Origin of the sequence: Roseobacter sinensis, from assembly GCF_025755255.1 — a bacterium.
GTDB classification, from domain to species: domain Bacteria; phylum Pseudomonadota; class Alphaproteobacteria; order Rhodobacterales; family Rhodobacteraceae; genus Roseobacter; species Roseobacter sinensis.
On record NZ_JALIEB010000003.1, the window covers coordinates 254896 to 272645 of the forward strand.

The 17750-nt window shown below is 64.4% G+C and carries 20 protein-coding genes; 15 read left to right on the forward strand and 5 right to left on the reverse strand.

Annotated elements, in window-relative coordinates:
• The first annotated feature begins 12 nt into the window (after nt 1-12).
• The 5 genes from MUB52_RS06495 to MUB52_RS06515 all read left to right on the forward strand — a co-directional run bounded on the left by MUB52_RS06495 (nt 13) and on the right by MUB52_RS06515 (nt 4795).
• Nucleotides 13-1449 carry an esterase/lipase family protein gene (locus tag MUB52_RS06495; RefSeq protein WP_263843382.1) on the forward strand — a complete coding sequence of 479 codons (1437 nt, stop codon included), beginning with the start codon at nt 13-15 and terminating at the stop codon, nt 1447-1449.
• 54 nt (nt 1450-1503) lie between these two features.
• Nucleotides 1504-2400, forward strand: a complete 897-nt coding sequence (locus tag MUB52_RS06500; protein WP_263843383.1) for an SPFH domain-containing protein — start codon at nt 1504-1506, stop codon at nt 2398-2400.
• Nucleotides 2397-2672: an NfeD family protein gene (locus tag MUB52_RS06505; RefSeq protein ID WP_263843384.1), complete on the forward strand. Its 276-nt coding sequence runs from the start codon at nt 2397-2399 to the stop codon at nt 2670-2672. Before MUB52_RS06500 ends, MUB52_RS06505 begins: the two co-directional genes overlap by 4 nt.
• Nucleotides 2673-2846: 174 nt before the next feature.
• Entirely contained in the window at nt 2847-4229 is a 1383-nt protein-coding gene (gene rimK / locus MUB52_RS06510) for a 30S ribosomal protein S6--L-glutamate ligase (protein WP_263843385.1), read from the forward strand.
• Between the two features lie 113 nt (nt 4230-4342).
• Nucleotides 4343-4795, forward strand: a complete 453-nt coding sequence (locus MUB52_RS06515) for a DUF2267 domain-containing protein (RefSeq protein ID WP_318527405.1) — start codon at nt 4343-4345, stop codon at nt 4793-4795.
• Between the two features lie 99 nt (nt 4796-4894).
• Here the strand turns inward: MUB52_RS06515 and MUB52_RS06520 are convergent, their stop codons facing one another.
• The gene (locus MUB52_RS06520; protein WP_263843387.1) at nt 4895-5218 is read right to left on the reverse strand and encodes a DUF3775 domain-containing protein; all 324 of its coding nucleotides are present in this window, start codon (nt 5216-5218) and stop codon (nt 4895-4897) included.
• A 117-nt stretch (nt 5219-5335) separates the two neighbouring features.
• Entirely contained in the window at nt 5336-7135 is a 1800-nt protein-coding gene (locus MUB52_RS06525; RefSeq protein WP_263843388.1) for an NAD(P)/FAD-dependent oxidoreductase, read from the reverse strand.
• 263 nt (nt 7136-7398) lie between these two features.
• On the opposite strand from MUB52_RS06525, the gene MUB52_RS06530 reads away from it, so the two are divergent.
• Genes MUB52_RS06530 through MUB52_RS06540 form a run of 3 tightly spaced genes read left to right on the forward strand, consistent with a single transcriptional unit; the run spans nt 7399 to nt 8723 of the window.
• Nucleotides 7399-7761: an SUF system Fe-S cluster assembly protein gene (locus MUB52_RS06530; RefSeq protein ID WP_263843389.1), complete on the forward strand. Its 363-nt coding sequence runs from the start codon at nt 7399-7401 to the stop codon at nt 7759-7761.
• Between the two features lie 8 nt (nt 7762-7769).
• Nucleotides 7770-8336, forward strand: a complete 567-nt coding sequence (locus MUB52_RS06535; RefSeq protein ID WP_263843390.1) for a sugar O-acetyltransferase — start codon at nt 7770-7772, stop codon at nt 8334-8336.
• Between the two features lie 24 nt (nt 8337-8360).
• The gene (locus MUB52_RS06540) at nt 8361-8723 is read left to right on the forward strand and encodes a HesB/IscA family protein (protein WP_263843391.1); all 363 of its coding nucleotides are present in this window, start codon (nt 8361-8363) and stop codon (nt 8721-8723) included.
• A gap of 26 nt (nt 8724-8749) precedes the next feature.
• Here the strand turns inward: MUB52_RS06540 and MUB52_RS06545 are convergent, their stop codons facing one another.
• Nucleotides 8750-9427, reverse strand: coding sequence for a VPLPA-CTERM sorting domain-containing protein (locus MUB52_RS06545; protein ID WP_263843392.1), 678 nt, complete (start codon nt 9425-9427; stop codon nt 8750-8752).
• Between the two features lie 89 nt (nt 9428-9516).
• Nucleotides 9517-10422 (reverse strand): isopenicillin N synthase family dioxygenase, encoded by a 906-nt coding sequence (locus MUB52_RS06550; protein WP_263843393.1) that lies wholly within the window; start codon nt 10420-10422, stop codon nt 9517-9519.
• Nucleotides 10423-10548: 126 nt separating this feature from the next.
• On the opposite strand from MUB52_RS06550, the gene tpiA reads away from it, so the two are divergent.
• Both tpiA and MUB52_RS06560 read left to right on the forward strand, forming a co-directional pair.
• On the forward strand, nt 10549-11295 hold the full coding sequence (tpiA, locus tag MUB52_RS06555; RefSeq protein WP_263843394.1) for a triose-phosphate isomerase: 747 nt from the start codon (nt 10549-10551) through the stop codon (nt 11293-11295).
• Between the two features lie 29 nt (nt 11296-11324).
• Complete coding sequence (locus MUB52_RS06560) at nt 11325-12515, forward strand: cytochrome P450 (protein WP_263843395.1); 1191 nt, start codon at nt 11325-11327, stop codon at nt 12513-12515.
• 49 nt (nt 12516-12564) lie between these two features.
• Here the strand turns inward: MUB52_RS06560 and MUB52_RS06565 are convergent, their stop codons facing one another.
• Nucleotides 12565-13032, reverse strand: coding sequence for an Lrp/AsnC family transcriptional regulator (locus MUB52_RS06565; RefSeq protein WP_263843396.1), 468 nt, complete (start codon nt 13030-13032; stop codon nt 12565-12567).
• A gap of 140 nt (nt 13033-13172) precedes the next feature.
• On the opposite strand from MUB52_RS06565, the gene cysG reads away from it, so the two are divergent.
• From cysG to MUB52_RS06590, 5 genes are read left to right on the forward strand one after another with little or no spacing between them, the layout of a single operon-like run.
• Entirely contained in the window at nt 13173-14606 is a 1434-nt protein-coding gene (cysG, locus tag MUB52_RS06570; RefSeq protein ID WP_263843397.1) for a siroheme synthase CysG, read from the forward strand.
• Nucleotide 14607: 1 nt separating this feature from the next.
• Nucleotides 14608-14913 (forward strand): DUF2849 domain-containing protein, encoded by a 306-nt coding sequence (locus MUB52_RS06575; protein WP_263843398.1) that lies wholly within the window; start codon nt 14608-14610, stop codon nt 14911-14913.
• Nucleotides 14906-16570 (forward strand): nitrite/sulfite reductase, encoded by a 1665-nt coding sequence (locus tag MUB52_RS06580; RefSeq protein ID WP_263843399.1) that lies wholly within the window; start codon nt 14906-14908, stop codon nt 16568-16570. Before MUB52_RS06575 ends, MUB52_RS06580 begins: the two co-directional genes overlap by 8 nt.
• Nucleotides 16560-17309: a phosphoadenylyl-sulfate reductase gene (locus MUB52_RS06585; protein ID WP_263843400.1), complete on the forward strand. Its 750-nt coding sequence runs from the start codon at nt 16560-16562 to the stop codon at nt 17307-17309. Before MUB52_RS06580 ends, MUB52_RS06585 begins: the two co-directional genes overlap by 11 nt.
• Nucleotides 17306-17734 carry a DUF934 domain-containing protein gene (locus tag MUB52_RS06590; protein WP_263843401.1) on the forward strand — a complete coding sequence of 143 codons (429 nt, stop codon included), beginning with the start codon at nt 17306-17308 and terminating at the stop codon, nt 17732-17734. The genes MUB52_RS06585 and MUB52_RS06590 overlap by 4 nt, the downstream gene beginning before the upstream one ends.
• Nucleotides 17735-17750: the final 16 nt, after the last annotated feature.

Below are 17750 nucleotides of genomic sequence, written 5' to 3' on the forward strand. Positions count from 1 at the left end.
CGCGATGCCCGCATGACCGACCTTCCCACACAAGTCTGGGTGCTGTTCTTTCTGGGAACGCCCTATCTCATCGCGATTGTCGCGGTGTTGATTGTGCAGACGGTCCGTTGGCTGCGGCGCCTCTGGGCCACCCGGAAGGCGCCGAATGACGTCACCGAACCACGACAACCCTCGGACGCGGTGGCCTCGGTCTTTCTGCTGCACGGCACCTTCGCCAGAGGGGCGGCCTGGACCCAGCCGGGCTCCCCCCTGCGCGACGCTGTCATGCGTGGCATCGGCGGGCCAGTGGCGTTCCACACCATCCTGTGGTCGGGCCGCAATTCGGTCGCCGCCCGCCGCGCCGCTTCCGACGACCTGCATCGACGTGTGACCCGCTCGCTGAAACGCCACCCTGACCGGCGGCATCTGGTGATCGCGCACAGCCACGGCGGCAACATCGCGATGCAGGCGCTGTCGCGCGACTTTGAGCTGGGCGCGCGCTGCCAGCTGATCTGCCTGTCGACCCCCTTCCTCGTTCTGCGACCGCGGCCTGCGCTCCCGATCCTCGAGTTCTGCAGCCTCCTGGCGCCCTTCTTCCTGAGCGTGTTTGCCTTGCGCGCACTAAACCTCTGGCTTGGGACACCGCCCCAAGCCTGGTGGGCTGTGGCCTCTTTGATCGGCGCGGTGGCCCTCTCGGTGGTCGTCGCAATGGCTGCCTCGCGCGCCGGCCGCCGCATCGCCGACGATTTGATGGACGAGACCCAGGTCCCGCGCATGCCCTCGAAAAACGTATTGCTGCTGCGGATGATCGCCGACGAAGCCTCCATGGGCATCGCCGCCGCCAATCTGATCAGCCGCGCAACCCAGATGGTGCTTCAGGTGCCGCTTGGCATGCTCGCCGCCGCGGATCAGCGCGTCGAACAGACACGTGTGAGCCTCGAACCCCATCGCTGGGTCTTTCTCTGGAGCGGAATTTTGTTGTTCGCCGCCATATTCGTGATTTCGCTCATGGGTAAGGTCGACCCCAGCGACACCTCCGTGGCCGTCAGACTTCTGCTGCTCGCCGGAGCGGTCATCCTGTTTCTTGTCTATGGATTTGCCTCGAGGGCAGAGGTCCTGGTGACCGTCCCCGCCGTTTTTGCCATGAGCCTCCTACTGTTCCCTGTCCTTGCGCTGCTCTCGCTGCTCGCGATAACCACCGGGCGCGAAATGGCGCTGGCCAATGCGCATCTCGAATTTTTTGCGGAACCCGCTCCTATCGGAGACTGGAACCTTGTGATCGTCCACGAACATGACACGCGTTCAGATCCGCTGAAGGCCGCAAAACGCCCAACGCTGCAACACAGTCAAAGTTATCTTAACTCAAGTGCGCTCTACACGGTCGAGCGCTGGATCGCTGATCACAACGCGCCGAAGCGCTCATCAGGCGCCGACCAGCGGAGGGCCGAATTCGGACAACCCTCCGCTTGACCTTATGCGCGGCTGCTCACAAATACGTGAGGCCAATGAAAGAAGGACCCCACCTTGGATATCGAAACCCTTATCGTCTCGCTGATCGAAAGCTCGCTGGTGTTTTTGCTGCTGGCGGCCCTCTTCATTGTCCTGATCGTCAAGGCGGTGAAGATCGTGCCGCAGTCCGAGAAATACGTGATCGAGCGGTTCGGCCGGCTGCGCTCCGTGCTCGGGCCTGGGATCAACCTGATCGTGCCCTTCATCGACCGCGTGGCGCATGAGATCTCGATCCTGGAACGCCAATTGCCCAACGCCAGCCAGGACGCGATCACCAAGGACAATGTGCTGGTGCAGGTGGAAACCTCGGTCTTCTACCGCATCACCGAACCCGAGCGCACTGTTTACCGTATCCGCGACGTGGATGCCGCCATCGCCACCACCGTCGCCGGCATCGTGCGCGCCGAGATCGGCAAGATGGACCTCGACGACGTGCAGGCCAACCGCGCGCAGCTGATTACCACCATAAAGGCGTCCGTCGAAGACGCGGTGGACGACTGGGGCATCGAGGTGACCCGCGCCGAGATCCTCGACGTGAACCTCGATCAGGCGACGCGGGACGCGATGCTGCAACAGCTCAACGCCGAGCGCGCGCGCCGCGCCGAGGTGACCAAGGCCGAAGGTGCCAAGCGCGCGGTGGAACTGGCCGCGGACGCCGAGCTCTATGCGTCGGAACAGACTGCCAAGGCGCGTCGCATCCTCGCCGATGCCGAGGCCTACGCCACGCAAGTGGTGGCCCAGGCGATCAACGAGAACGGGTTGGAGGCGGCACAGTACCAGATCGCGCTGAAACAGGTCGAATCGCTCAATGCGCTTGGCGGTGGTGAGGGCAAACAGACCATCGTGGTGCCCACCCAGGCGATCGACGCTTTTGGCGACGCCTTCAAGATGCTGAAAGGGCGTGGCACATGAGTGAGTTGCTGAACCTCTGGTGGGTCTGGACCGCCGCCGCGCTCTCGCTCGCGGTGATCGAAGTGCTGGTTCCGGGCTTCATCTTTCTTGGCTTCGCCTTGGGCGCGCTGGCCATGGTGATTGTGATCTTCGTGGTCCCCGGTCTCGGCGCCCCGGCCCTTCTCGCCACCTTTGCGGGCCTTTCCCTGCTGGCCTGGATCGGGCTGCGGCTGGCGTTTCGCAAGCAGTCTTCAGGCGCAAAAGTCGTGCATCACGATATCAACGACGGCTGAACTTCTCATGGGGCTCTGCCCCATACCCCGGGATATTTCCGGCCAGAAGAAGCGCCGGTCTCTTCTCTTGGCCATAAATATGCCCGCCGGAGGCATGATTCTTTTGCCAAAACCATCTGGTTGAGGTCGCGCGGGGCACCTGCTACCCCCGATAGAACAACACACGGGGGTCACATGGAAAAGCTCACCTTTGGCTGGGAAGAATGGGTCGCGCTGCCCGAATTGGGGCTGCCGGCGATCAAGGCCAAGGTGGACACAGGCGCGCGCACCTCGGCACTGCATGCGGATGACATCGAAGTCTTCGGTCCGTCTGCGCGCCCCAAGGTCCGCTTCACCGTACATCCGATTCCGGGACGGCACGATCTGACGATCACGTGCTCTGCGCCCCTCATCGACCGGCGCGACGTGACCTCGTCCAACGGCGAGGCGGAACATCGCTTCGTGATCTCGACGAACCTCGCGGTCTCCGATCAACGCTGGCCCATCGAAATCACCCTGACCAACCGCGGAGCGATGTCCTCGCGCATGCTGCTGGGGCGGCAGGCGCTGAACAATCACATTTCGATCTCTCCGACGGAAAAGCGGTTGCAGCCCGAGTTGAGCTACGAGGTCTACCACAGTGCCGGGCTCCGACGGACCGCGCCGAAACGCGCGCTGCGGATCGCGGTGCTGAGCCGTGAGGACAACTACTCGACCCGGCGCCTTGTGCAGGTCGGCGAGACGCGCGGGCACGCTGTCGAGGTGATCGATACGACGCGCTGCTACATGGCGATTAACGCGATGGCGCCGGAGGTGTATTGCGACGGCAAGCGCCTGCCCCGCTATGACGCGGTGATCCCGCGCATCGGCGCTTCGATCACCGCCTATGGCACCGCGATCATCCGCCAGTTCGAGACCATCGGCACCTATTGCGTGAACGGCTCCGCCGGCATCACGGCGAGCCGCGACAAGCTGCATGCGCATCAGATCCTCGCGTCGAAGAAAATCGGCATGCCTACGACCGCCTTCGCGGCCTCGCCGAAGGACACCTCGAACCTCATTGGGCTCGTCGGCACCGCGCCCTTGATCGTCAAGCTGCTGGAGTCGACCCAAGGTAAGGGCGTCGTGCTGGCGGAAACCAAGAAAGCCGCCGAGTCTGTCATCGACGCCTTCCGCGGGCTCAAGGCCAACTTCCTCGTGCAGGATTTCGTCAAGGAAGCCGCCGGTGAAGACATCCGCTGCCTGGTGATCGCCGGCAAGGTCGTGGCGGCGATGAAACGCACCGGAGCCGAGGGCGACTTCCGCTCCAACCTGCACCGCGGCGGCTCGGCCAAGGTGGTGCGCATCACCAAGGCCGAACGCGAGACGGCGGTGCGCGCCGCCCGCGCCTTCGGCCTCGGCAAGGCGGGCGTGGACTTGCTGCGCTCCGAGAGCGGCCCCAAGGTGCTCGAGGTCAACTCCTCCCCCGGCTTCGAAGGCATCGAAACCGCCACCGGCAAGGACATCGTGGGCAAGCTCTACGACGAGATCGAAGCGCGCGTGAAACCGCAGCCGGCCCGCAAACGGACCCGACCCTGAACAGCGACGCGTTTGAGCACTGGGTCGCGGCAATGGGTCAACTGGACATCCGGCGGGACGGACGCGATGATGTCGGCGCCCTTGGGACCAGACACGAGGAAGACGTCATGCCGATGCCCTGGACATACAGGCATGCGACACGGGAGTGGCGTGCTTTTCTCGAGGACGTGAAGTTGAAAACAGATCTGGCGTCGGACAACCACGCCTATACGGCGGTCGATGGCGTCCTGCAGACGTTCAGACGGCGATTGACGGCGCAGCAGGGCTTGGATTTCGCAACCGTGCTTCCGTCCGTGCTGCGTGCGATCTTCGTGCACGACTGGGACGTCACGACACCTCCACGTCCCTTCGCGGCACGGAGCCTTCTGATGGCCGAAGTCAAGGCCCTGCGCCCAAACCACAATTTGACGCCGGACAATGCGATCGAGGCCACGGCCTGGGCGGTCTGGCGTTGCACGAATCACCGGGATCTGGAGCGCGTTCTGGCGCGGCTTCCAGAACCGGCACGAGACTTCTGGCGCGTTGACGCTGGCAGTCGGTCGGAGCTCCAACAGCGCATCGTCTGACATCAGCGCAAAAGTGGGGGCGGCATGGCGGGCAGACGAAACGGAAGGCGCTTGCCGGTGTCATCACCGCGCGGGTTTGTCCAGTCGCGTCGCGCGCAGCTAGCTGTCGCGGAAGTGGTCCTCTGCATCGGTCACGTCGACCCCCAGCGCCTCCAGCCCCGCTTCCAAATGGTCGGGCAGTTCAGGCATGCCGGAAAGGTAGTTCTCGGTCGGCGCGGTCGCCTCGGTCATTGCCGTGGCGAGCGCTTCGTCCCAGTCATCCGCGTCGAAACTCTCGCGGCCCACCCACATGATCGCCACCAGATTGGCCGCCTCTTCGTCATTGAGGCTGGAGATGTAGTCGGACAGCTGATGGCTTTCGGGGCCGTATTCCCGCGCCAGGAAGATCACGCGGACGACCTTGTTCGTGCTGATGTCTGGCAAGGGACTCGCTCCATCGTTGGGTCACATTCGCCCGTCAGTGAAGCGCGGACGACCGGGCTTGGCAAGCCCGATCCGCCGCGCCTCATCCTCCGGGGGCGGTCATCCTCCGGTCGCGCCTCAGCCGGTGTGATGCACCTCCTGCAGCCCGTAGACGGGCGTCGGGATGCCCTCCATCCGCGCCTTGATCTGCAACGACAGAAACTGCGAGTAGTGCCGCGACTGATGCAGGTTGCCGCCGTGCATCCAGAGGTTCTCCACCTGCGTGGGCTTCCACATGTTGCGCTGCTCGCCTTCCCACGGCCCCGGGTCCTTCGGGGTGTCCGAGCCCAAGCCCCAGACCTTTCCGACCCGGTCCGCCGTCTCGGGGTCGATCAGATCCGCGACCCAGCCGTTCATCGAGCCGTAGCCCGTGGCATAGACGATCACATCCGCCTCCAGCTTGGTGCCATCGTCGAGAATGACCCCATCCTCAACGACCTCTGTCACCTGCCCGTGCGCGAGCTTGATCTTGCCGTCGATGATCAACTGGCTCGCACCGACGTCGATGTAGTACCCCGAGCCGCGCCGCAGGTACTTCATGAAAAGCCCCGAGCCGTCGGCGCCCCAGTCGAGCTTGAAGCCCGCCTTCTCGAGCCCGGCGTAGAACTCCGCGTCGACCTCCCTGATCTTCTCATAGACGGGGATCTGGAACTCATGCAGGATCTTGTAGGGCAGCGAGGCGAAGATCAGATCTGCCTTGTGGTGGGTTACGCCATTCTCCACCGCGCGTTCGGAGTAGAGATCGCCCAGCCCGATCTCCATCAGCGGCTCGGAGCGCACGATATGGGTGGTGGACCGCTGCACCATGGTCACGTCCACATCCGCCTCCCAGAGCGCGGCGCAGATGTCATGGGCGGAGTTGTTGGAGCCCACGACCACCGCCTTCTTGCCTGTGTAGGCATCCGGTCCGGGGTGCTTGCTCGAATGGTGCTGGTCGCCCTTGAACTTTTCCATGCCCGGCAGCTCGGGCACATTCGCCTTGCCGGACATGCCGGTGGCAAAGACCAACTGCTTGGGCCGCAACACCACGTCTTCGCCGTCGCGGTTGACCTTGACGACCCATTCCTTGGCCGCATCGTCCCATGTCGCTTTCGTGACCTCCGAGCGGGTCCAGTAGTTCAGCTCCATGATCTTGGTGTACATCTCCAGCCAGTCGCCGATCTTGTCCTTCGGCGCGAAGACGGGCCAGTTCGGCGGGAAGGGCAGATAGGGCAGATGGTCGTACCACACCGGGTCATGCAGGCAGAGCGATTTGTAGCGATTGCGCCATGAATCGCCGGGCTTGTCGTTCTTCTCCACAATGATCGTGGGCACCCCGAGCTGGCGCAGCCGCGCACCGAGCGCGATGCCACCCTGCCCGCCGCCGATGATCACCGTGTAGGGCTGTTTGGTGTAGCCGAGGGTGCTGCGCTCCTCCTCGATTTCTTCAGCCCAGGTCTTGCGGTGCTTGCCCGCGCCATGCTTGGCACCCAGGGGGCGTTCATAGCCCAGGGGCTCCTCATGGCCCTTCAGCTCGACCATGGTGGTCAGAAGCGTCCAGATCAGCCCGTCTTTCAGCCGCACGAGCCCGTAGCCGCGCGCCACATCCGTCTCGAAGCTGATCCAGGCGGTGATGATGCCGCCCTCCTCCGTCGGCAGTTCGCCGTCCGCGATCCGCCAGGCCCGCGGCTTGGTGCTGCTCAGCTGCGCCTCCAGCATATCGCGCACCTGCTCGGGACCTTCCATCGTCTTGATATTCCACGTGAAGCTGACCAGATCGCGCCAATAGCTGTCGGCCTGGAACATGGCCACCGCCGCCTCAATATCCCCCGCTTCGAGCGCGCCGCCGAAGCGCTCCAGAAACTCCGTGACCTGATCGTTTACTGTTGTGTCGAGCATCATCTACCTCCCGTTAGACGTGAAGACGTTAACCCGAGTTGCGCTCACAAGGCGACCGCTTCGTTAGTATGGGCGCGATACCGCACGCCGTCCGGGTGATCTCGGCCGCCATTCTGCAGCCGTTTGCACCCGCTCATCCCGGTCGCCGCGCTGGTTTGACGGCCCCTTCTGCCAATGCGCTGCAGTAACCCTGTTGCATGCGGCTCTTTACTCCGAAGCCGCCAATCCTTATTTAAATGCTAAGAAAACCAGAGAGGCCCTCGATGAATGACGCATCCGAACAGCTCGAAGGCGCACCGCTGATCGCGCCCTCTTCGACCGATCACCCGCTCTACGAGCCGATCGTCGAGGCTTGCCGGACGGTCTATGATCCGGAAATCCCGGTCAACATCTACGAGCTTGGGCTAATCTATACCATTGACATCAATGATGAAAACGAAGTGGCGATCAAGATGTCGCTAACCGCACCCGGCTGTCCGGTGGCGGGTGAGATGCCCGGCTGGGTCGCTGACGCGGTTGAGCCGCTGCCCGGCGTAAAACACGTGAATGTCGAGCTCGTTTGGGAGCCCCCTTGGGGCATGGACATGATGTCTGACGAAGCCCGGCTCGAGTTGGGCTTCATGTAACCCGCTGGATGCCAAGCGAAAAGCAGAAGATGATCGCAGGGGAGCTCTATCGCCCCGGCGATCCGGAACTGGTGCGGGACCGTGCCGCGAGCCAGGCGCTGCAACGCCAGTACAATGATACCATCGTTTCGGACGTTGATGTCCGTAAAACCGTTTTAGATCAGTGGCTTGGGGGTCGAGGTTCCAGTTGCGCACTGCGCGCGCCCCTCTATGCGGACTACGGCTACAACATCCATCTCGGTGACGATGTCTTCCTAAATTATGGCTGCGTTCTGCTCGACGTCTGCACGATCCGCATCGGCGACATGACCCAGGTCGGCCCCATGGTGCAGATCCTCACCGCCGATCATCCGCGCGATGCGGCGGCCCGCGATGCCGGGCTCGAGTTCGGGCAGCCCGTCGATATTGGCCGCAATGTCTGGATCGGTGGCGGCGCGCTGATCCTGCCGGGCGTGACGGTGGGCGATGACGCAATCATCGGCGCCGGGGCGGTGGTCACGAAGGATGTTCCCGCTGGCACAACTGTCGCCGGAAATCCTGCGCGCCCGCTTGTCCCGCGGCACTCAACTGACTAAATTGTTCAGGAAAGGAGTTTTCCGATGTTCGGTATCCCCGGTAAGCAAGCTGTCACCCTGACCCCAAAGGCGGTCGCGCAGGTCGCGAAGCTGATGACCTCCGCAGGACACGCAGGGCTGCGTATCGGCGTGAAGAAAGGCGGATGCGCGGGCATGGAATACACTATGGAATACGTCACCGAGGCCGATCCCAACGATGAGGTGGTCGAACAGGACGGCGCGCGTGTGATGATCGCGCCGATGGCGCAGATGTTCCTCTTTGGCACCGAGATCGACTACGAAACCTCGCTGCTGGAGAGCGGCTTCAGATTCAAAAATCCCAATGTGACCGAAGCCTGCGGCTGCGGCGAATCGATCAAGTTCGATACCGGGCTGGCGGCCAAGTAACCCCGACCCGACCGCCCGATGCGCCGTTACCGCCACTTGGCGGCGCGCCTGCGCGCAACACCACCCAGCCCCAGAAGCGCTGAACCCATCAATGCCAGACCAGCCGGCAGCGGCACAGCTGTGGGCTGCACGCTGTAATTGTCGATAAAGGCGGAGCTGCCCGGGATGCTCGGCCCGATCAGGCGGATCTCGCTCCAGTAGATGTCATCCCAGAGCGTCGCAAAGGGCACCGAGGCGCTTTCCTGCACCCAGCCGTTGGCCTGGGCGGTCGCGTCGCTCCAGGTGGTGTCGAAGGTTACGCTGTAACTGGTCCAGGCCAGCTCGAAGGTCGTCTGCTCGATCGGAATGTACCAGCCGTTGAACGTCGCATCGCGATAGCGCCAGCGCAGCTGTGCCTCGGTGATGGGCGTGTTGAAATAGAGCAGATCCACCGAGACCGTCCAGTCACCGTCGGGCAACTCCCCGCTGTAGGCGCCGCCCTCTGCCTTGGCACCTGCGATCCCAAACGAGATCCCCGCGCCGAAGTTGTTTGTCGTCAGCGCACCCCCCGGATTGCCGCCTGTGTCGAACCAGGTCGTATTCGTCTCCGACGTATTGGGCTCCCATGCGCCGGCCCCGGTATCGAACCCTTCGAAAACGGCTGAGGCTGCGAAGGCAGGCGCGGACAGGCAGGCAAGGCTGGCAGCAAGCAAAAAGGTCTTCATGATCAAGTCTCCTAACATCCAATTCAAGGAGGATAGCACGGCTTCCCGCACCGCGGGAGGCGCGTGGCGTCTGCCATTCTGTCCGGCGGTCAGGAGGCTTGCAGGTGCCGGTAGGTCTCGGCAAAGCGACGGCTCAGATGCTCCCCCGCCAAAATGGCATCACCCGAGCCCATCGGCGCCACATTGGTGTCGTAGGACGGGTTGAAGAACAGCGGCACCGAGATCCGCTCGTCATCGGTGCCGATCACCCGATGCGGCGTGGCGCGCACCTGCCCCGCCGTCCAGATCTCCATCATCTCGCCGAAATTGATCACGAACTCGCCGGGCGGTGCGGCGACGGCGATCCACCCGCCCCCACGCGTGCGGACCTCGAGGCCAGGCGATCCATCGGTGGCGAGCAGTGTCAGGCAACCGTAGTCCGTATGGGTGGCGATGCCGACGTCGCGCTCCGTCGCCCAGGCCGGTCGCGCCGGGTAGTAGTTCCCGCGCAACAGCGCCATGGGGGTCTCGAAGGCTGTATCGAAATAGGACGCGGGCGCACCAGTCGCCTGGGCGATCGCCCGCAGCAGCTGCATCGCGACGGATGACGCCTCGCGGAAATAGGCCTCGATCTCATCCTGAAACCCCGGCGGACTGTCGGGCCAGAGGTTCGGTGCATAGACCGGCAGGGCGCTCCGCGGATCGCCCTCGGGCAGCGGCACCCCGCAGTCGAACACCTGCTTGTAGTTGGGGTTGGCCTCGGGATCGACCTGTTCCGCGCCGGACGCGCCCCATCCCCGGTTCGCGCCAGTGCGCGCCATGTCGATGCGCGCCTTGTCCACCTGCGGCAGTCGGAAGAAGGCACGATAGGTGTCGAGCAGCCGGATCATGCGCGCCGCCGAGATCGCGGTATTGTAGACGGTCAGAAACCCGATCCCGGTTGCCGCCTCGCGCAGACGCGCCCGTTCCGCCGCCTCACCGCGGGCGAGCTTTTCTGCATCCAGCCTCGGGATCATCTCGGTCGCCCTATTCCAGCCTGGCCGATCCATGCCATGGCGGGCGGTCTGGCACAAGCCAGCTGGCCGATTGCCGCCATCCGCCACCCCTGTTACGAAAGGCCCTGTCAATCACAGGAGGGTTTCATGCGGCGCAAACTGGCAGCAGGCAATTGGAAGATGAATGGCTCGATTCCTGGGCTCGATATGATCGGGGCGCTGAAACTGAAGCACCCCGAATGCCCCTGCGACGTGCTGCTCTGCCCGCCCGCACCGCTGCTGACACACGCGCTGCAGAATACCGCCGGCAGCCCCATCTTCATCGGCGCGCAGAATTGCCACGCCGAGGAAAAGGGCGCCTATACCGGCGACCACTCCGCCGCAATGATCGCCGAAATCGGCGCCACCCATGTGATCGTCGGCCATTCCGAACGCCGCGACGCCTACGGCGAGACCGACGCGCAGGTCGCCGCCAAGGCACAGGCCGCACAGGCCGCAGGGCTCACAGCCATTGTCTGCATCGGTGAGAGCCTCGCGCAGCGCGAGGCCGGCGACGCGCTCGATGTGATCAGGACGCAGCTGCAGGGGTCCGTACCGGATGACAGCGCCGCGGACACCCTGGTCATCGCTTACGAGCCGATCTGGGCCATCGGCACCGGCAAGATCCCGACCATGGCGCAGATTGCCGAAGTCCATGCGCTCATGCGCCAAGAGCTGCGCAGCCGGTTCGGCGATTCAGCCGAGGACATCCGGCTGCTCTATGGCGGCTCCGTCAAACCGGACAATGCGGCCGAGATCTTCGCACTCGACAATGTGGATGGGGCGCTGGTGGGCGGCGCCAGCCTGCGCGCCGAGGATTTCTCGCCCATCATCCAGGCCCTGGCCGACAGCTGAGGCCGGGCGATCCGCCGGTGCCGGCCTCCATGAAGACACTCCGCCAGTCTCCGCTCGATCCGGCCTTCGTCCAGAACCCTTATGCGACCTACGCGCGCGTTCTGGCCGAGGACCCGGTGCAATTCTGGGACGACTACGGGATGATGGCGGTCTTCGATGCCACGACCGTGCAGGCGCTCCTGCGCGACCGCCGCCTGGGCCGCGCGGTGCCGGAGGATCACCGCTCGAAGGCCCCGGACCATCTTGCCCATTTCGACGCGGTCGAGCGCGTGTCGATGCTCGATCTCGAACCGCCCCATCACACGCGGCTGCGGGGCCTCGTGCTGCGCGCCTTCACATCCCGGCGGATCAAGGCGCTGGAGCCTGACATTCACGCCATCTGCGATGACCTTCTGGCGCGCCTGCCGGATGGGCCTTTTGATCTGATCCCCGCCTTCTGCACGGCCCTGCCCGTGCGCGTGATCGCGCGCCTGCTGGGTGTGCCCGAGGAGATGTCAGATCAGCTGCTGCGCTGGTCCAACGCCATGGTGGCGATGTATCAGGCAGGCCGGACACATGAGACCGAGCTGGCCGCCGATGCCGCCGCCGCCGCCTTCACCGCGTTTCTGACCGGCTATGTGGAGGAGCGGCGCCATCAGCCGCGCGACGACCTCATCACGCATCTGATCGCTGCCGAAGAACACGGCGAAAAACTCTCCCATGCCGAGCTGATCGGAACCTGCATCCTGCTGTTGAACGCCGGGCATGAAGCGACGGTGCATACATTGGGTAACGCGGTGAAAGCGCTGCTGGAGCATGAGACCCCAGCCGCTGCCCTCGCGTCCAGCGCCATCGCCGCGACGGTGGAGGAGGTGCTGCGCTTCGACCCGCCCCTGCATATGTTCACCCGCTATGCCTATGAAGATATCGACGTGGGCGGCCGCCGACTGGCAAAAGGACAGCAGGTGGCGCTGATCCTCGGCGCTGCCGGGCGTGACCCGGCCCGCTTTGACACCCCCGACCGGTTCGACCCGACCCGCCCACCGGCCCCGCACGCAGCCTTCGGCGGCGGGCTGCACTTCTGCGTCGGCGCCCCTCTGGCCCGGCTGGAATTGCAAATCGGCCTGCAACGGCTCTTCCAACATGCGCCGGGGCTGACGCTGACCGACCGGCCGCGCTACGCCGACAGCTACCATTTCCACGGGCTGACGCATCTCTCCGTGACCCGCGGGGCGCTTTGATCGGCCGCCCGTGCCCGGAAAGGGAATGCGGCGCAGCCGCGCCTTCGGATCACGTCTCGAGCGGCAGCATGGTGGTGGATTTGATCTCCTCCATCGACAGCAGCGCCGTGACGTTGTGCACCCGCACTTCCGAGATCAGCGCCTGGTAGAAGGCGTCGTAAGCGCGCGCATTCTTCACTCGGACTTTAAGGATATAGTCGATATCCCCTGCCAGCCGATGCGCCTCCTGCACTTCCGGACGATCGCGCAAGGCCTTCAGAAACGCCGCCTGCCACTCCGCCTCATGCTCGGAGGTGCGGATCAGCACGAAGAAACAGGCCTCGAACCCCAATGCCTCTGCATCCAGTACAACGGTCTGCTGACCGATCACCTGTCCCTCGCGCATCTTGCGAATCCGATTCCAGACGGGCGTTTTCGACGAGCCCACTTTTGCCGCGATTTCATCCAGAGACTGGCTCGCATCGCGCTGCAGCTCTCCAAGGATTTTCCGATCCATCTCGTCAATCCGGACGGCCATTCCACAGTTTCCTTCTTCGGAGGTCAATTGTTCTTGCCTGCAAGTAAATCAGAACAAGCGTTCTTATCAACCGCCTATACTGGCAAACAAGTAGAACTTTTTCCTATATTGGGATGCAGGAAACCCTGAGGTGCCGCGATATGGACCATTTCCCGATCTTCCTGCGCGTCGAAGGCCGCCGCATCGTGCTCTCCGGTGGCGGCGAGGCTGCGCTGGCAAAGCTGCGGCTCCTGCTCAAGACCGCGGGCCACATTACCGTCTTCGCACCTGCGCCCGCACCCGAGATTGTCGCCTGGGCCGAGGCCGGCAAGCTGCGGCTGGTGCGTCGGGCAATGGCGCCCGGCGATACGCTCTGTGCCGCCCTCTTCTATGCCGCCGACGAGGACGACGCCGATGACGCCCGCACCTCCGCCATCGCCCGCGCGGATGGCGCGTTGGTCAATGTGGTCGACAACCTCGACGACAGCCAGTTCATCACCCCCGCCATCGTTGACCGCGACCCCGTCACCATCGCCATCGGCACCGAAGGGGCCGCCCCCGTGCTCGCGCGCGCCATCAAGGCCGACCTGGAAGAGCGCCTGCCCGCGGCGCTCGGACCGCTCGCCCGCATCGGCAAGGCCTTCCGCAAGGCCGCAGACGCCCTGCCTTTCGGACGCGCGCGCCGCGATTTCTGGCGGGAATACTACTTCAAGGCCGGTCCTGCCGCGATCACCGGCGGCGCGCCAGCTGTGAAGACCGCGCTTGACGACCTGCTCACCGACCATCTTGCCCGCAAGGCTCGTCCCGGCCACGTGCATTTCGTCGGCGGCGGCCCGGGCGATCCGGACCTGTTGACCATGAAGGCGCGCCGTCTTCTGGATGAGGCCGATGTGGTGATCTACGACCGGCTGATCAGCCAGCCGATCCTCGAGCTCGCCCGCCGCGAAGCGGTGATGATCGACGTGGGCAAGGAGGCCTTTGGCCCGTCCACGCCGCAGGAGACCATCAACGAGGTGATCGTGGAGCACGCGAAAGCCGGCGCGCAAGTGGTCCGGCTGAAATCCGGCGATGCCACCGTCTTTGGCCGCCTCGACGAGGAGATCGACGCGCTGGAAGCGCACGGTCTCGCCTGGAGCATCGTGCCGGGCATCACCGCCGCCTCCGCCGCCGTGGCCGAGATCGGCCAGAGCTTGACGCGTCGGGGCCGCAATTCCTCGGTCCGCCTGCTCACGGGCCACGACATGAAAGGCTTTGCCGATCACGACTGGGCCGCTCTCGCGCGCCCGGGCGAGGTGGCCGCGATCTACATGGGCAAGAAATCCGCCCGCTTCATCCAGGGTCGCCTGATCATGCACGGTGCGGACCGCCACACGCCCGTGACGGTGATCGAAAACGCCTCCCGCCCCGACCAGCGCATCCTGGAGACAACGCTCGACGTGCTGCCGAATGCGCTCGCGGCTGCCGAGATGTCGGGCCCCGCGCTCACCCTCTACGGTCTGGCGGCCCGCGCCGCGGCGGACGCTTCCCAGCAGCCCGGGATCGCGGCGGCACCGCCCCGGATCAGCCCTGAACACCTGGCACAGGAGGCCCTTTGACATGCCCAAGCCATTCACGCCCAAAGTCGTCACCGCGAACGCCCTGCTGGAAGGCGACGTGATCTACCAGACCGCCACGGGCTGGAGCCGCAGCCTCGCCGAGGCCGAGGTGCTGACCGATGAGGCCGACGCCGATCTGCGTCTGATCGAGGCGGTCCAACAGGTTGATATGGTCGTGGGCGCCTACCTCGCTGACGTTGATACCTCCGGCGATACGCCCATCCCCACACACTTCCGCGAAGACTTCCGCGCCAAAGGGCCTTCCAACTATGCCCACGGCCAGCAAGAGGCACTGAGCAATGTATAACTACACAGACTTCGACACCGCCTTCATCAAGGAGCGCAACGCCCAGTTTCGCGCGCAGGTGGAGCGCCGCATCGACGGTTCGCTGACCGAGGATGAATTCAAACCGCTGCGCCTGATGAACGGGCTCTATCTGCAACTGCACGCCTATATGCTGCGCGTCGCCATCCCCTATGGCACGCTCAACAGCCGCCAGATGCACAAGCTCGCCGATATTGCTGACAGGTGGGACAAGGGCTATGGCCACTTCACCACACGCCAGAACATCCAGTACAACTGGCCGCAGCTGCGCGACGTGCCCGACATGCTGGATGCGTTGGCCGAGGTGCAGATGCACGCCATCCAGACCTCTGGCAACACCATCCGCAACGTGACCGCCGATCATTTCGCAGGGGCTGCTGCGGATGAGCTGGCCGACCCGCGCCCGATTGCGGAGCTCATCCGCCAATGGTCCACCGACCACCCGGAGTTCCAGTTCCTGCCGCGCAAGTTCAAGGTCGCCGTGACCGGCAGCCCCAATGATCGCGCCGTGACCAAGGCCCATGACATCGGGCTGCGCATGGTCGAACGCGACGGCGAAATCGGGTTCGAGGTGATCGTGGGTGGGGGCCTGGGCCGCACACCGATGATCGGTAAGGTGATCCGCGATTTCCTGCCGCGCGAGGACCTGCTGCCCTATCTCGAAGCCATCGTCAGCGTCTACAACCTGCTGGGCCGTCGCGACAACAAGTACAAGGCACGCATCAAGATCACTGTGCACGAAAACGGGCTCGATGACTTCAAGGCCCGTGTCGAAGAGCGCTATGCCCTGATCCGCCCGCAGTTCACCGGGGTCGATCAGCAGCTTCTGGCCGGGATCGAGGCGGATTTCGCCGCACCCGCGTTCAAGACCGCACCCGAGACAGCCTATCACGACGCGCGCCAGCACTACCGGGCGTTCCGTGCATGGTCCGATACCAACCTGACCGAGCACCGCGTGCCCGGCTATGCCATCGTGACCATCAGCCTCAAGGCCCATGGCGCGACACCGGGTGATGCCACCTCCGCGCAGATGCGCCTCATGGCGGATCTGGCCAAACGCTACGGCCATGATGAGCTGCGGATCAGCCATGAGCAGAACGTGATTCTGCCGCATGTGCATAAATCCGATCTGCCGTCGGTCTATTCCGCACTGAAGGCCGCGGGCCTCGGCACCGCGAATGTGGGCCTGATCTCGGACATCATCGCCTGCCCGGGCATGGACTACTGCGCGCTGGCAACCGCCCGCTCGATCCCGATTGCACAAGAGATCGCGACCCGCTTTGACGAGCTGAAGCTGGAGCATGACGTGGGCCCGCTCAAGATCAAGATCTCGGGCTGCATAAACGCCTGCGGCCACCATCACGTCGGCCACATCGGCATCCTCGGCCTCGACCGGGCGGGCGTGGAGAACTACCAGATCACGCTGGGCGGTGACGGCACCGAAGACGCGAGCATCGGCGAGCGGGCGGGCCCCGGGTTCTCCGCTGAGGAGATCATCCCGGCCATCGAGCGGCTGGTGATGGCCTATCTGGACCTGCGCCTGGAGCCCGGCGAGACCTTCCTGCAGACCTATCGTCGCCTCGGGCTGGCCCCGTTCAAAGCCGCCCTCTACCCCGAGGCCCAAGCCAATGCCGCTTGATCACCCGGCTCCCCAGGTCGACGATCAGACCCTGAGCGCTGTGGTGGCGGACCTGAATGCCAGGTTGCGCCATCACAGTGCCACGGATGTGCTGCACGCGGCGTTCGAGGAGATCCCGGATCTGGCGCTGGTCTCCAGCTTCGGGGCCGAGTCGGTGGCACTGTTGCACTTGACGGCGATGGTGCATCGCGACGCGCCGGTGATCTTCATCGACACCCAAATGCTCTTTGCCGAAACGCTCGTCTATCAGCAGGAAGTCGCGGAGCGGCTGGGGCTGCGCAACCTGCGGATCATCCGCAGCGCCGATATTGCGCGCCGCGATCCCACAGGCACCCTGCACCAGCGGGACACCGACGCCTGCTGCAACCTGCGCAAGACCCAGCCCTTGCAGAAGGCTCTGGCCGCGCATGGCGGCTGGATCACCGGGCGCAAACGCTTTCAATCCGGGACGCGGGCCGATCTGGAGTTCTTCGAAGTGGAGCCCGGCACGTCCCGCATCAAGGTCAACCCGCTGGCCTACTGGCAACCGGGCGATGTGGCCGACTACATCGACGAGAACCGCCTGCCGCGCCACCCGCTGGTGGCCAAAGGCTATCCCTCCATCGGATGTGCGCCCTGCACCTCCCCCGTCGCCGCTGGCGAAGACGCGCGCGCCGGACGCTGGCGTGACACCACTAAAGACGAATGCGGCATCCACTTCGTGAATGGCCGACTGATCCGTACAGGAGCTTCTCAATGACCACCCTTGTGACCGACACCGGCTTTGGCGCAGATAACTGGACCGAACCCTTCATCACGCTGGAGGCCGCAAATGACGCCAGCGCGCTCGATGTGCCCTCCGACACCGACCCGGCGCAGATCCCGCTCTGCGAGGGGCTACGGATGATCCGCGTGGATTTCCCGTCCTCCGCCGATGGGCGTGGCTTTACCATCGCCAAACAGCTGCGTCTGCGCGGCTTCACGGGCCGCCTGCGGGCCAAGGGCCACGTGCTGGCGGACCAATACGCCATGGCGCGGCGGGCTGGCTTTGACGAGGTGGAGATTTCCGACGAGTTGGCCGCACGCCAGCCGGAGGACCAATGGCTCTTCCGCGCCAACTGGCAACAGCACAACTATCAGGCCCGACTAGGTGGGTCTGGCGCGCCCGAGGCGCGACGCGGCTGATTGACGCTTTCTCGCA